The organism is Bradyrhizobium sp. SZCCHNR1093, from assembly GCF_032381175.1.
Taxonomy (GTDB): Bacteria; Pseudomonadota; Alphaproteobacteria; order Rhizobiales; family Xanthobacteraceae; genus Bradyrhizobium.
In genome coordinates, this window is the sequence record NZ_JAUHJJ010000005.1 from 340,828 (window position 1) to 353,341 (window position 12,514).

Genomic DNA, 12,514 nt, shown 5'->3' on the forward strand with positions numbered 1-12,514 from the left:
ACGCCGGCATGAGTGATCTGTGCTTATGGGGTAATCTTCCACGTTTAGGTGTTTGCTGACGAGTTCATCCACACGATTTCCCAAACGTAGCCATCCGGGTCTTCAATGTGGCGGTTGTACATGAAGCCGAGATCCTGAGCTGGGTTGGGATCGGCGCGTCCGCCCGCAGCAACAGCGCGAGTTAGGGTTGCATCAACGGCATCGCGGTCGGCGACCGTAAGGGCGAACATAGCCTGACTCTCGCGTCGAGCGTCGCCGATCGGGCGTTTGGTGAATTCGCGATATTGATCGTGGGTCAGCAGCATCACACCGATCGTGTTCGTGAACATGAGGGACGTCGAGCTTTCGCCGGAAAACTGTGAGTTCACCGCCCCACCAAGGGCAACGTAGAATGCTGTCGACGCGGCGAGATCTCTCACGGGGAAGTTCACCAAAATCATGTTGGGCATCGCTTTCCTTCCAAGACCTCTGAGGCCAAGCTGTCGTCTCGCCTCATAGCGGTAGTCCAAATGTATCTTAATATCAAGATACTTTATCGAAAGACACTTGCCCATGGATCGTGCCGAGATCGCTTCAAAACAATGGGCTCGCGAGCGCCCTGATCTTCCAACGCTGCCTGTAGAGCTCGTGGGGCGTTTGCTTGACGCCGCCGCACGGGTGATCCGCGACCACATGAACCCATTGCTCGCAGAAGCAGGGCTACAGGTTGGCGAGTTTGACGTCCTCACGCCCCTCAGGCGCGCCGGTGAGCCCTATATGCTTTCACCGACCCAGCTCTATGAAGCGGCAATGATCTCTTCAGGCGGCATGACGAACCGCCTCGATCGGTTGGAGCGCGCCGGATTGGTCGAACGATACCCCGATCCCAATGACCGACGTGGCAGGCAAATTGCTTTAACCCCTGCCGGCAAGCGCGCGATCGACGATCTGATTGGTCCAATGGTGGCCCTGGAGGCACGATTGATTTCCGTCCTGACACCGGCGGAACAGAAGACGCTCAACGCTCTTCTCAAGAAATTGCTCACCGGCCTCTAGGTCGTTTTGGCACCTCAGCCTTCACCTATCACCTGGGACGACTGCTTCACGCTGGCCGCGAGCTATGTGATCTCGTCCAACTACGCGGTTGCGGGTGCCGACACAATCTCGAGATTCCGGGTTCAAGGCCTACGGCCTTGCCCCGGAATGTCGATGGTCGCGACGCAAGAGGATTGCGTCCGTCAATTCGGCCCCGCGTTCCAGGTCACCGGCAGATTCAGCAGGCCGCGGAAGGCCCAGCCGCCGATGCGCACGGGCTCGGTGTTTCGGAGCCTCAGGTTCGGCAGCCGCGCAAACAGCGTCGGCAATGCGACCTCGGCAATCATCGCCCGCGAGGCCCAGGCGCCGGCGCAGAAATGCGGACCGGCGCCGAAGGCGATGCTCTTGGAGACGTCGCGGCGGATGTCGAAGCGATCCGGCTCGGAAAAATGCGTCTCGTCGCGGTTGGCCGAGCCGAACATCAGGAACACGCGCTCCTCCGGTTCGAAGGCGACATCGCGAATCGTCCAGGGCTTGGCGATGCGCCGGGGCGTCATGCCGATCGGCGAGATCCAGCGGGCATATTCCTCGAATACCTGCAGCCAGCGCACCTCGCCATTGAGGGCCAGCGCGAGCTGATCGGGATGCGTCAGCAGCGCCCACACCGTGCCGGCGATCGCATCGCGCGGCTCGTTCTGGCCACCCGAGATGGCGAGCTTGATGTTGGCGCGGATGCTCTCCATCGGCATTTGCGTGGCAAGCATCACGCCAAGCAGGCTCTGGTTCGGGGTCTTCTCCAGCACCGGCTGCATGTCGTCGATTGCGGCGTCGATGCCGGCAGTCGCGGCGCTGCAACGCGCCTCGACCGCGGGATCGGCGGTGTAGTTGGCGATGCCGTCGATCATCGCCTGCGACCACGCATTCATGTCCTGAAAGCGCATGTTGGTGAGGCCGGTGATCAGCTTCAGGCACTCGGCCGAGAACGGCAATGCGAAGTCGCGGACGAGGTCCACGTCGGCGGTGGGATCGAGCGCGTCGATCAGCCGGTCGGCATGGGCCTGGAACTGCGCCAGCCAGTGCACCCGCACGGCCCGCGGCGACACCGCCGGCGCGATCGCCTGGCGCTCGGCCATGTGCGCCGCGCCATCCTTGCGCATCATGTTGTGGCCCATCAGCCGGTTCATCAGGCCCTGCGGCTGATGCGAGCTGAAGACGTCGATCTGCTTCTCGGACACGAAGATGTCGTCGCGACGGCACAACAGCGTACTGCCGAGCTGCGGCACGAAGGCGATCGGCGCCTCCTGGCGCATGCGCGCCAGCGCCGGATAGGGATCGGCCCAGAAGGTGGCGGTATCGATATCGAAGCGCGGTGCTGTGCTCACTCTCGGTCTCCGGTCTGACGGCGCAGGCTAGCTGCACGCTCCGGCAACGTCTGTCCCGGCGATGGGTGACAGCAGGCGAGCCCTCCTCGCTCAGTTCAGCGGCCGCGGTGTCGCCATCAGGCGGAGGGCGATCGCAAACAGCTCGTTCTGCGAGGCGATGCCGAGCCTTTCATAGGCGCGCTTGCGATAGGTGAAGACGGAGTTGAGGGCGATGCCAAGATCCCCGGCGATCGCCTCGGAGGTGAAGCCTTCGAGGATGCGACGGCAGACGTCCTTCTCCCGCGCGGTCAGCACCGACAGCGGTCCGCCGGCGGCAAACAACGAAGCAAATTTGTCGGCCGGATCCATCGCGGCGGCGCGATCCTGGCAATGACGCGCGACGATGGCCCCCACGATCGGGGCGACCGCGGCGATGCGCTGGCGCTCGTGGGGCGCAAAACCGCCTTGCACAGCGGTGCGATAGAAGTTCACGTAGGTGCAGTGCTCGCCGACCCAGATCGCGGTGGCAGCCTTGTCGACGATCTCGGAATCTTCGAAGAACAGCTTGCGGTAGCCCTTCGGGTACATGCGGCGCGCGAAATTCGGCAGCAGGATGTAGCGCGCGTCCGCGCGCCTGCGGAAGATCGTGTCCCGGTTTGGATCGGCCGTGTGGAAATGCTCCGAATAGGCCGCGCCGAGATCAGGCCCGATCGCGATGTTCCCCGTGCTGAGCAGGCAGCGCGCCGAGCGCTGGTTCTCGAAGGTGAACACCATGCAGTGGCCGACATCGGCAACGGTGCGCAGCGTCTCGATCAGGACTTGCGGAAACTCGGGCTGTCCGATCGCGAGCACCATCGCGCCGACGGCGCCGGCCGCGTCGATACCAGGCCCCTGAGCCTCCATGCGTTCCTCCCGGATCTCTTTGTTCGCCGAAACCTAGCAGCAACCCGCCTCGGCTGGAAGCGCCGCCCCGCGTCACCAACCACGGGGACAGACACGGGGCCGCCAGTCCGGCTACGCTCATCGGCCAAAGTCTCGGCCAGTCAACGCGCCGAGCACGCTCAACGGGGAGGAACCACGATGAGAGCCGCGCTCACGGCGATCGGAATTGCTGCAACGATGGCTTTCGGCTCGCCCGCGCGCGCCGACATCAAGGTCGGTATCGTGGTGTCCGCAACCGGGCCCGGCTCGGCGCTCGGGCAGCCGCAGATCAAGGCGGTAGCTGCGCTGCCGAAGGAGATCGGCGGCGAGAAGATCGTCTATATCGCGCTCGACGACGAATCCGACAGCGTGAAGGGATTGCAGAACGCGCGTCGGCTGGTGATCCAGGATGGTGTCGACGTCATCATCGGCTCGTCGCTGACGCCGGTCACCATGCCGCTGCTCGACGTCGCGCTCGAAAGCAGGACGCCGCTGCTGTCGCTGGCGGCCTCGACCGCGATCGTGCAGCCGATGGACGACAAGCGCAGATGGGCGTTCAAGGTCGTGCCCAATGACGACATCATGGCCGCGGCGATGCTCAAATACATCGCCAAGACGGGGGTGAAGACACTCGGCTTCATCGGCGTGTCCGACGGTTATGGCGAAGGCTACTATCAGGAGGTGACGAAGCTGGCGCCGAAGCTCGGGCTCACGGTGACCACCCACGAGGTCTATGCCCGCGGCGACACCAGCGTCACCGGCCAGGCGCTCAAGGTGATCGCCACCAATCCGGATGCGGTGTTCATCGCCTCGGCCGGCACGCCGGCTGTGCTGCCGCAGCAGGCGCTGCGCGAGCGCAGCTATGCGGGCAAGATCTTCCAGACCCACGGCGTCGCGACGCAGGAGTTCATCAAGCTCGGCAAGGAGAATGTCGAGGGTGCGGTATTCGCCGGCGAGGCGTTCTCGATCGCCGACGATCTCGCGCCTGAGGATCCGTTCCGTCGGGCCAACGACGCATTCGTGACCGCCTATCAGGCCGCCAACGGCGACAAGCCGAACATCTTCGCCGCGCATCTGTGGGACACGGTCACCTTGCTAAAGGGCGCGATTCCCGGCGCACTGAAGGCCGCCAAGCCCGGCACCCCGGAGTTTCGTAGCGCCCTGCGCGACGCGCTGGAGCGCGGCAAGGACGTCTATCTCAACAACGGCCTGTCCAACATGAGCCCGACCGACCACAACGGCTACGACGAGCGCTCGGCGTTTCTGATCAAGGTCGAGGGCGGGAGATTCAGGCTGGTGAAGTAGTTTGTGCACGTCGCGCGTGACCGCCGCCTGCCGCACGGGCAGTGAGCTCCCCTCCCCCTTGCGGGGAGGGGGCGGGGGTGGGGGGTCCGCGAGTCCTGCTCTAAATGATGAGCGATTGAGAGCTCCGAACCGTGTCCACATCGTTAGCTCGCCGGGCCACCCTCGGCTTGCTTTGACTCGTGCGATAGATCACGACTTGCAGATATCGTGGTTCGCTCTTGCGAAACAACAGCGCCCTGCCGACAGCGCGCCCACAACGGAGTTCAGCGCCCGTGGACCCCCACCCCCGACCCCTCCCCGCAAGGGGGAGGGGAGCTCACCTCCGCTGGGGTGATTGCCCGACCTCCAAGCAAGTGCCGAGTGTGGGGCGCCCCACTACGCCGACAGCCTCTCCGCCACCGGCGCCTTGCCCAAAATCAAATCCGCCGCCTTGTCGCCGATCATCAAGGTCGCAGCATTGAGGTTGGCGGAGATCATGCGCGGCATGATCGAGGCATCGGCGACGCGCAGGCCCTGAAGGCCGTGGACGCGGAGCTGGTCGTCGACGGTGGCCCAGGTCGACTCCGCCGGGCCCATGCGGCAGGAGCAGCCGGGGTGGAAGGTGGTGGTGGCGCGCTGCGTCGCCGCGGCCAGGAGCTCATCGTCGCTCTGCACCTTCGGGCCGGGGAAATCCTCGTAAGCGTAGTATGGCGCGAGCGGCGCCGAGGCCAGCAGGCGACGCGCCAGCTTCATGCCGGCGACGACGACGCGGCGATCGAGCTCGGCGGTGAGATAGTTGGTCTGGATCAGCGGCTGATCGAACGGATCGGCCGAGCGCAGCCGCACATAGCCGCGGCTCTCCGGTCGCTGCTGCCACGACGCGACCGTCATGCCGGGCTCGTCCTCGAGCTGGCCCTGCACACCCTCCTTGTAGCTCGCCGGCGTGAAGGTGAGCTGCAGATCGGAGCTTTCGGCGGTCTCGCCGGAATGCCAGAAGCAGTAGACCATGGTCGGCGACAGCGACAGGATGCCGCGCCGCGTCACCGCCCATTTCAGCGCCTCGCCCCACAAATTGAGGCCGCGCGCGAGCTCGTTGACGGTCTTGATGTTCTTGACGCGCGCGACGGTGCGCGGCGCGTAGTGGTCCTGCAGGCCCTCGCCGACGCTTCGGAGTGCATGACACACCTCGATGCCGTGCTCCTGCAGCAGCTCGGGCGCGCCGATGCCGGACAGCTGCAGCAGCTGCGGCGAGTTATAGGCGCCGCCGGACAGGATCACCTCCTTGCGCGCGCGCACCTCGACCGGCACGCCGCCGCGCCCGCCGCGGTGATAGCGCACGCCGACCGCGCGCTTGCCTTCCAGCACAACGCCGGTGGCGTGGGCGTGGGTGCGAACCTCGACGTTCGGCCGCTTGCTAGCCGGACGCAGGAACGCGGTTGCCGACGACACGCGGCGGCCGTTCTGGATGGTGCGCTGAACGTAGGACACGCCCTCCTGGATCGCGCCGTTGTAGTCCGGGTTGCGCGGGATGCCGAGCGAGACCGCGCCATCCATGAAGGCCTCGCACAGCGTGTCCTTCCACTCCATGGTGGTCACGATGAGGCTGCCGTCGCGGCCGCGATACTGATCCTCGCCGGCGCCGATGCGCTTCTCCATGCGCTTGAAGTGCGGCAGCACGTCGGAATAGCTCCAGCCGCGATTGCCCATCTGCGCCCAGGTATCAAAATCCTGGCGCTGGCCGCGATTGTAGACATGGCCATTGATCGAGGAGGAGCCGCCGAGCGTCTTGCCGCGCGGCGCGTAGATGCTGCGCCCCGCCGTGTACGGTCCCGGCTCCTGCTGATAGCCCCAGTTGATGCTCTTCATGTAGAAGGTCTTGATGAAGCCGGCCGGCAGATGGATGTAGGGGTGCCAGTCGCGCGGCCCCGCCTCCAGCACGCACACCGTGACCTGGGGGTCCTCGCTGAGGCGGCTCGCCAGCACGCAGCCGGCAGAGCCGGCGCCCACGATCACATAGTCGAAGATATCCATCTGGTCGTTCGTCCCGGTCTCGTCATCGTCCGCCGCGCCAGGCGGCAAGCGGCCATAGCGCGATCAGCGCGGCTTGTCATTCAATTGGTAGTCCAGATGCGCCTTCACGGTCGGCCATTCGGCCGCGGTGATGCTGTAGACGACGGTATCCCGCAGCGTGCCGTTCGGCGCGATCTGGTGGCTGCGCAAAATGCCGTCCTGCTTGGCGCCGAGCCGCTCGATGGCGCGACGGCTCTGGTGGTTGAAGAAATGCGTTCGGAACTCGACCGCGATGCAGTTCATCGCCTCGAAGGCGTGCGCCAGCAGCAGCCGCTTGCACTGCGTGTTGAGCGCGCTGCGCTGCACCCGCTTCGCATACCAAGTCGAGCCAATCTCGACGCGGCGGCTGGCGGCATCGACGTTCATGTAGGTGGTCATGCCGGCGACGCGGCCGTCGGCGTCGAGCACCGTGAACGGCTGCATGCTGCCGGCCGCGAACAGGCCGAGCCGGCGTTCGATCTCCTTGGCCATGGTCTCGGGTTTCGGAACTGCGGTGTACCACAGCTTCCACAATTCGCCGTCGCTGACGGCCTCGACCAGCGCGTCGTGATGGTCTGATGACAGCGGCACGAGGCTGGCGTGCGCGCCGCGGAGGGTGACTGGTTCGAGAAAGGGCATTTGACACTCCTTCCCCTCATCCTGAGGAGCAGCGCGCAGCGCTGCGTCTCGAAGGATGAGGCCGAGGTCGGGCCTCATGGTTCGAGACGCGCCTACGGCGCTCCTCACCATGAGGAGCAATTCCGAGAACGTTCTACGTTGCTCGTTATCATCCGCGCAGCGTCATGACGATGCCCAGCTGTCCTACTTGTTCAGAAAATTCAGCGGCAGGCCCGGCCGCGGCCAGTCCATCGTCACCAGCTCACCCCTGCCCGACAGCGTGATGTAGGCGGTCTTCAGCTCGGGACCGCCGAAGGCAATGTTGGTCGTGACGCGGTCACCGGTCGGCACCTGCTCGACCAGCGTGCCGTCGGGCGCGATCACGCTGATGCAGCCGGTCACCAGCGTGGCGACGCAGACATTGCCGTTCGCCTCGACCGCGAGCGAATCGAACATCTGGTAGCCGCCGAGGCCCGCGATCGGCCGGCCGCGCTCGCCGCGATAGATCACCTCGCGCGGCTTCACCGTGCCGGGCTCGGCGAGATCGTAGGCCCAGAGACGCGCAGTCGGCGTCTCCGCGATGTAGACGGTCTTCTCATCCGGCGACAGCCCGATGCCATTGGCCGGCAGGATGCCGTGGACGGCCTCGACGATCTCGCTCATGCCGGGCTTGAGGTAGTAGAACGCGCCGACATCCATGTCGCGGGCGCGGCGCTTGCCGAGATCGGAGAACCACAGGCCGCCATGGCGGTCGAATACGAGGTCATTCGGTCCGCGCAGCTCATGCTCGCCGCATCGGCTGACCACGGTCTCGATCTTGCCGCTCTGCAGATCGACGCGCTGGATCGAGCCGCCGAGATAGTCCTCGGGCTGCGGGCCCGGCATGATCATCTTGCCGGTCGGAATCCAGGAGAAGCCGCCATTGTTGCAGATGTAGATCTTGCCGTCGGGCCCGAGGGCTGCGCCGTTCGGCCCGCCCGGAATCTGCGCCACGACCTCCTTGCGGCCGTCGGGAAACACCCGCGTCAGGCGCTTGCCGCGGATCTCGACCAGCACCACCGAGCCGTCGGGCATCACCACGGGCCCTTCCGGAAATTCCAGATCGGTGGCGAGCACGCGCATGTCGGACATCGGACGACCTCCCGCTTTCGTCGCCGCGCTGCGGCGCATTGTTGTTAGGCGTGAGGTTATCGCAAACGTGCCGCTGCTTGCCAAGCAATCGGCGGGGTCCGGCGCCGCAGGGCTGGCCTGCAGCGTCTCGACACAAATCCGGGACGCCTCCGGCGGGGGTCAGCGAATCACCGGAACCCAGATCTCGAACCCGCCATCACCGGTCCTCGGATCGAAGCGCTGATCGTAGCGTTCGAAGCTCGGTGCGTCGGCGACCGTGCAGCCCGATTGCGGCAGCCAGTGATTCCAGATCGTGTTGACGGTGCGGCGGATGGTCGAGACGTGGCCCGGATGGGCGAACACGGCAAAGGTCGCGGCGGGAATCCGAACCTTGGCGAAGCTGCGCGGCAGGTCGGAGAAGTCGGTCACCGCGACTCCTGCCACGTAGTCGAAATTTCCGGCATCGTCGCCGTTGCAGCAGACACCGTAGGCGACATCTCCGATGCGAGCCGGGATCTCGTGCACCACCTGGTGGAAGCGCTGCCACAGCGCCGGGATACCGGCCCCATTGTCGTGGCTGAAGCGTTCGGAGACGCCCGCCACGAGCAGGGGCTTGGCCGTCACGAAGCGCGGGGCGGCGAGATCGTCGAGCGGGGTCTGGTCCATCATGATCGGCTCCTGAAGCGGCAGGCCATCGAGGCATGGGTTGGCGCGCACCGATTCCGGCGTGACGCCGAACTGGTCGCGGAACGCGCGCGTGAACGCTTCGTGGGAGCCGTAGTCAGCCTCAAGCGCGAGACTGAGAATGTCGGGTGCGCCAGAGGCCAGAGCCCGTGCCGCCTCGCTGAGACGGCGCAGCCTGACATAGCGCATCACCGAGACGCCGGTCGCCGCCGCGAACGCGCGCACGATGTGGAAGCGCGACACGCCGGCGATGGCCGCCACGTCATCCAACGTCAACGGCGCCGACAGATGACTCTCGATGAACCAGAGCGCCTTCTGGGCCGGGTTGGTGGACACGCTTCTCTCCTATCGAAGCGCCCGATCCTGCGCGCGGAGATCCACGTGCGCTTGATCGTTATTGCGCTGCGGACCGTGCTATTTGCTGGTCGGCTTCGCCGGCGCCGCATCCTTGGCAGCCGGCGCATCGGCCTTCTTCCTCAGTTCGTCCGCGAGCTTCGCCTGGGACGCCTTCAGCTCGTCGATCAGGCCCTGCTGCGAGATCAGCGCGGCCTTCAGCGCCTGGATCTGGCGATTCGCCGCATCGAGCTTCTGCTGCTGATCGAGCGATTGCTTGGTCATCGTCTTCTGCAGGAAATCGATATTGCTCTGCAGACATGATGTCCGTCGATCCATCGCCTTTTCTGCAGTGCAGATTTCGATGCCCGGAATATCCTGCGCATGTCCGGCAGAACTCACACATATCGCGAGCACGCTCGCGGCAAAGATGATTCGCGCGGCAACGAATTTTCGCATCACAATTTTCTCATTGGCTTGCCCAACACATGATTTTGCGTGGAACTGACGGAGTTTCCTGATTGATACCATACTGAGACCTCAATCGCGCATTGAAGTTCCGGCCGGGACCCGTTTTTAGGGAGATGGACAGAATGGCTACGCGCGAAAAACGGCTGGCGCAATTCGACGGCAGCGGTGAGCCACCGCCGGGGCAGACGGTCGAGGTGCTGTGCGAAGATCACAGCGGCACCTATCAACTTCCGTTCCCCTGTTTCTACATTGATGGCAAATGGCACAACAAGGAATCCGGCGGCGCGCTCGAAGCCACTGTCATCGGCTGGCGCTTCCCGCGCGCGCGATTTGATGAGCGCAATGGACGCCGTCCGCAGCCGAGCTTCGTTGCCGATCGCGCTTCGTCTTATTGATCACACCGGGCCCTGAGTTCTGCTCAGGGCCGGTCTTGCCGAAAATATGGTTTTGAACGCAGATTGAGCATCACGACCGGATAGGCCATCAGCAGCGCGCCGGTGACGACCGCAAGGACAGCCGTTCCAACGTCGAGCACACCGTCACCCCACGCCCGCCGCCACATCGCAATTGCGATCGGAAAGAACAGAATCAGCGCCGTCGCCAGCCCCGGCGAGAATCTGCCTCCACTGCGCAGGAACGGCAGAATGTGGAAGAAGATGGCGTTGATGATCATCAGCGCTGCGTAGGCGAGCGCGGCCGGCGGCCATGTCTCGGCAAGCTCTGCCTGCACCGCGCCGAGCACGACCACCAGCGCGTTCGTCACGTAGAAGTCGCTCCACTCGACCGGCAGCTTCATCACCGCACGCGCCCAATTGCGCCAGTCGAACGTGTATTCCTCGAGAATATGCGCGCCATAGGCCGCGAGCGCGAGCCAAGCCAATGTGGTCAAGGTCATGATCGATGCTCCCCTCGCGGGTGATGGACCGGCGCCAGACCGGTCGCAAGGGGCAATGTAGAGCACCAAGGCGCGAGACAGGCAGCGCGCGTGCCGTGTTTCAAAATGCGACGCCGCTGCCTTGCCGTCTTAATCCCCGGAACGCTGCTGGAACGAATCGCGTCCGAATCGGATGCCGCATCTGGTGCGCGACCTGTTCACGCTAGATATCGGACACGTCGGAGACAACCCACCACATCATGAGGAGAAGCATCGCGCCGCATGCCGCAACCGGATGCCAAAGATTAACGGAGAAGGAGTTCAGGCGCTCAGGTCCACGGCGTGACCGGCGGCACGTTGTCGGTCGCCGGCGGCATCTCGACCGTCTTGAAGTCAGCCGGGCTGACGATCTCCATATATTCCATGTCAGGGGAATAATCGTAGAGGTAGTGCACGATGCCGGGACGCTGGTGCACGACGTCGCCGGCGTTCACCAGGGTCGGCTTGTCCTCGTACATGAAGCGGGCCCAGCCCTTCATCATGATGACGATCTGGAAATCGCAATCATGGCGATGCCAGCCGGTGCCATCCACCGGCGGACAATCCGGATTGGCCTTGACGAGGTGGCAGATCACCTGCCCGCCGGTGGCGTCGGCGATGCCCAGATCGCGATACAGGAAGAAGTCGCGCAACCCGCCGCCCGTGTAGGCGGTGTCGTCGGGCTTCACGTGCGAGAACTTGCTCACCACTGCATGCTGGTTCATGACGGCCTCCACCGGTTGATCGCGACATCGGCGACCGTTGCGGCCCATCGATCGGCCACAGAGGCCACCACGTCCGAAAGCGGATTGTGCCATGCGAAAACCACGCCACGCCCCGTTTGCAACGCAAAGATCGGCAGGCCAGGCGCGCCATCGCGGGCCGAACCGATTGCCAACAACCGGGTTTTGGCCGACGCCACACGGCAATGGTGACGTGCTGACAGCTCACGCCACGCGCCGCGAAGACGCAGATCCGGCTTCAAATTGAGCAGCACCTGCCCGTGGCATGAGCCGTTCTCGCCGGAGCCGGCGGCTGCAAAGGGCCGCGGGCACGGGCCGCTGACGGCAGGACCCTAGTACTCGACCTCCAGCTCCTCGATCTCCTCTGGCTCGGCCTTGGCGGCCTCGATCCATTGCTGCATCTCCGGCAGCGCCATGATCAGGTCGGCATAGGCCTTGAGCTGCGGCTCGAGCTTCACGTCATAAGTCACGAACCGCGTCACCACCGGCGCATACATCGCATCCGCCATGCCGCGCTGACCGAACAGAAATGGGCCGCCGGATCTGTCCAGGCAGTCGCGCCAGATCGCCCAGATGCGGTCGATGTCGGCCTGCGCCCGCGTCCAGACCTTGAAGCCCGGGAAGTGGCCCTTGAGATTGACCGGCAGCGACGCCCGCAGGGTCGTGAAGCCGGAATGGATCTCGCCCGAAATCGAGCGGCAATGCGCGCGCTGAATGCGGTCGGCAGGCAGTAGGCCCGCCTCCGGAAAGGTCTCGTTGAGATACTCGCCGATCGCCAGCGTATCCCAGATCGTCGCACCATCGTGGCGCAGGCACGGCACCAGGATCGAGGACGACAGCAGCAGGATCTCGGCGCGCGCCGATGCGTCGTCCGGACCGACCACGACCTCGTCGAAATCGAGCCCGGAAAATTTTGCGAGCAGCCAGCCGCGCAGCGACCACGACGAGTAATTCTTGCTGCTGATGGTCAACGTCGCTTTGGCCATGTCGCCCCTACCCTCTTGCCGCTTTGC

General features: G+C 64.7%; 14 protein-coding genes. 3 read left to right on the top strand and 11 right to left on the bottom strand.

Translation table 11 applies throughout. The annotated features are described in order from the left end of the window. Positions 1-44: 44 nt before the first annotated feature. Positions 45-449, bottom strand: a complete 405-nt coding sequence (locus QX070_RS19465; RefSeq protein ID WP_315738604.1) for a VOC family protein — start codon at positions 447-449, stop codon at positions 45-47. Between the two features lie 103 nt (positions 450-552). Between QX070_RS19465 and QX070_RS19470 the strand changes: the two genes are divergently transcribed. Then, on the top strand, positions 553-1,035 hold the full coding sequence (locus QX070_RS19470) for a MarR family transcriptional regulator (RefSeq protein ID WP_315738605.1): 483 nt from the start codon (positions 553-555) through the stop codon (positions 1,033-1,035). Positions 1,036-1,217: 182 nt separating this feature from the next. On the opposite strand, the gene QX070_RS19475 is transcribed toward QX070_RS19470, so the two are convergent. Both QX070_RS19475 and QX070_RS19480 read right to left on the bottom strand, forming a co-directional pair. Then, positions 1,218-2,396, bottom strand: a complete 1,179-nt coding sequence (locus tag QX070_RS19475) for a cytochrome P450 (RefSeq protein ID WP_315738606.1) — start codon at positions 2,394-2,396, stop codon at positions 1,218-1,220. A 90-nt stretch (positions 2,397-2,486) separates the two neighbouring features. After that, positions 2,487-3,278 carry a helix-turn-helix transcriptional regulator gene (locus tag QX070_RS19480; RefSeq protein ID WP_315738607.1) on the bottom strand — a complete coding sequence of 264 codons (792 nt, stop codon included), beginning with the start codon at positions 3,276-3,278 and terminating at the stop codon, positions 2,487-2,489. Positions 3,279-3,455: 177 nt separating this feature from the next. On the opposite strand from QX070_RS19480, the gene QX070_RS19485 reads away from it, so the two are divergent. After that, positions 3,456-4,601 (top strand): ABC transporter substrate-binding protein, encoded by a 1,146-nt coding sequence (locus QX070_RS19485; protein WP_315738608.1) that lies wholly within the window; start codon positions 3,456-3,458, stop codon positions 4,599-4,601. A 375-nt stretch (positions 4,602-4,976) separates the two neighbouring features. Here the strand turns inward: QX070_RS19485 and QX070_RS19490 are convergent, their stop codons facing one another. The 5 genes from QX070_RS19490 to QX070_RS19510 all read right to left on the bottom strand — a co-directional run bounded on the left by QX070_RS19490 (position 4,977) and on the right by QX070_RS19510 (position 9,833). Beyond that, positions 4,977-6,611: a GMC family oxidoreductase gene (locus QX070_RS19490; protein ID WP_315738609.1), complete on the bottom strand. Its 1,635-nt coding sequence runs from the start codon at positions 6,609-6,611 to the stop codon at positions 4,977-4,979. Between the two features lie 63 nt (positions 6,612-6,674). After that, a complete protein-coding gene (locus QX070_RS19495) occupies positions 6,675-7,268 on the bottom strand; it encodes a GNAT family protein (RefSeq protein ID WP_315738611.1) in 594 nt (197 codons plus the stop codon). 183 nt (positions 7,269-7,451) lie between these two features. Beyond that, complete coding sequence (locus tag QX070_RS19500) at positions 7,452-8,378, bottom strand: SMP-30/gluconolactonase/LRE family protein (RefSeq protein WP_315738612.1); 927 nt, start codon at positions 8,376-8,378, stop codon at positions 7,452-7,454. 159 nt (positions 8,379-8,537) lie between these two features. Continuing rightward, the gene (locus QX070_RS19505) at positions 8,538-9,377 is read right to left on the bottom strand and encodes an AraC family transcriptional regulator (protein WP_315738613.1); all 840 of its coding nucleotides are present in this window, start codon (positions 9,375-9,377) and stop codon (positions 8,538-8,540) included. Between the two features lie 78 nt (positions 9,378-9,455). Beyond that, positions 9,456-9,833 (bottom strand): hypothetical protein, encoded by a 378-nt coding sequence (locus tag QX070_RS19510; RefSeq protein ID WP_315738614.1) that lies wholly within the window; start codon positions 9,831-9,833, stop codon positions 9,456-9,458. Positions 9,834-9,967: 134 nt separating this feature from the next. Here QX070_RS19510 and QX070_RS19515 point away from each other — a divergent pair, with 134 nt between their 5' ends. Then, a complete protein-coding gene (locus QX070_RS19515) occupies positions 9,968-10,240 on the top strand; it encodes a hypothetical protein (protein ID WP_315718054.1) in 273 nt (90 codons plus the stop codon). 23 nt (positions 10,241-10,263) lie between these two features. Here the strand turns inward: QX070_RS19515 and QX070_RS19520 are convergent, their stop codons facing one another. From QX070_RS19520 to QX070_RS19530, 3 genes are all read right to left on the bottom strand, one after another. Further along, positions 10,264-10,740, bottom strand: coding sequence for an HXXEE domain-containing protein (locus QX070_RS19520; RefSeq protein ID WP_315738615.1), 477 nt, complete (start codon positions 10,738-10,740; stop codon positions 10,264-10,266). Between the two features lie 308 nt (positions 10,741-11,048). Continuing rightward, the gene (locus tag QX070_RS19525) at positions 11,049-11,483 is read right to left on the bottom strand and encodes a cupin domain-containing protein (protein WP_315738617.1); all 435 of its coding nucleotides are present in this window, start codon (positions 11,481-11,483) and stop codon (positions 11,049-11,051) included. 350 nt (positions 11,484-11,833) lie between these two features. Then, the gene (locus QX070_RS19530) at positions 11,834-12,487 is read right to left on the bottom strand and encodes a glutathione S-transferase family protein (protein WP_315738618.1); all 654 of its coding nucleotides are present in this window, start codon (positions 12,485-12,487) and stop codon (positions 11,834-11,836) included. Between the last annotated feature and the right edge of the window lie 27 nt (positions 12,488-12,514).

Coding starts and splice junctions, on each gene's coding strand:
- QX070_RS19495 (WP_315738611.1), bottom strand. CDS start 7,268: ATGCCCTTTCTCGAACCAGTCACCCTCCGCGGCGCGCACGCCAGCCTC.
- QX070_RS19465 (WP_315738604.1), bottom strand. CDS start 449: ATGCCCAACATGATTTTGGTGAACTTCCCCGTGAGAGATCTCGCCGCG.
- QX070_RS19470 (WP_315738605.1), top strand. CDS start 553: ATGGATCGTGCCGAGATCGCTTCAAAACAATGGGCTCGCGAGCGCCCT.
- QX070_RS19510 (WP_315738614.1), bottom strand. CDS start 9,833: ATGCGAAAATTCGTTGCCGCGCGAATCATCTTTGCCGCGAGCGTGCTC.
- QX070_RS19480 (WP_315738607.1), bottom strand. CDS start 3,278: ATGGAGGCTCAGGGGCCTGGTATCGACGCGGCCGGCGCCGTCGGCGCG.
- QX070_RS19520 (WP_315738615.1), bottom strand. CDS start 10,740: ATGACCTTGACCACATTGGCTTGGCTCGCGCTCGCGGCCTATGGCGCG.
- QX070_RS19530 (WP_315738618.1), bottom strand. CDS start 12,487: ATGGCCAAAGCGACGTTGACCATCAGCAGCAAGAATTACTCGTCGTGG.
- QX070_RS19515 (WP_315718054.1), top strand. CDS start 9,968: ATGGCTACGCGCGAAAAACGGCTGGCGCAATTCGACGGCAGCGGTGAG.
- QX070_RS19485 (WP_315738608.1), top strand. CDS start 3,456: ATGAGAGCCGCGCTCACGGCGATCGGAATTGCTGCAACGATGGCTTTC.
- QX070_RS19500 (WP_315738612.1), bottom strand. CDS start 8,378: ATGTCCGACATGCGCGTGCTCGCCACCGATCTGGAATTTCCGGAAGGG.
- QX070_RS19525 (WP_315738617.1), bottom strand. CDS start 11,483: ATGAACCAGCATGCAGTGGTGAGCAAGTTCTCGCACGTGAAGCCCGAC.
- QX070_RS19490 (WP_315738609.1), bottom strand. CDS start 6,611: ATGGATATCTTCGACTATGTGATCGTGGGCGCCGGCTCTGCCGGCTGC.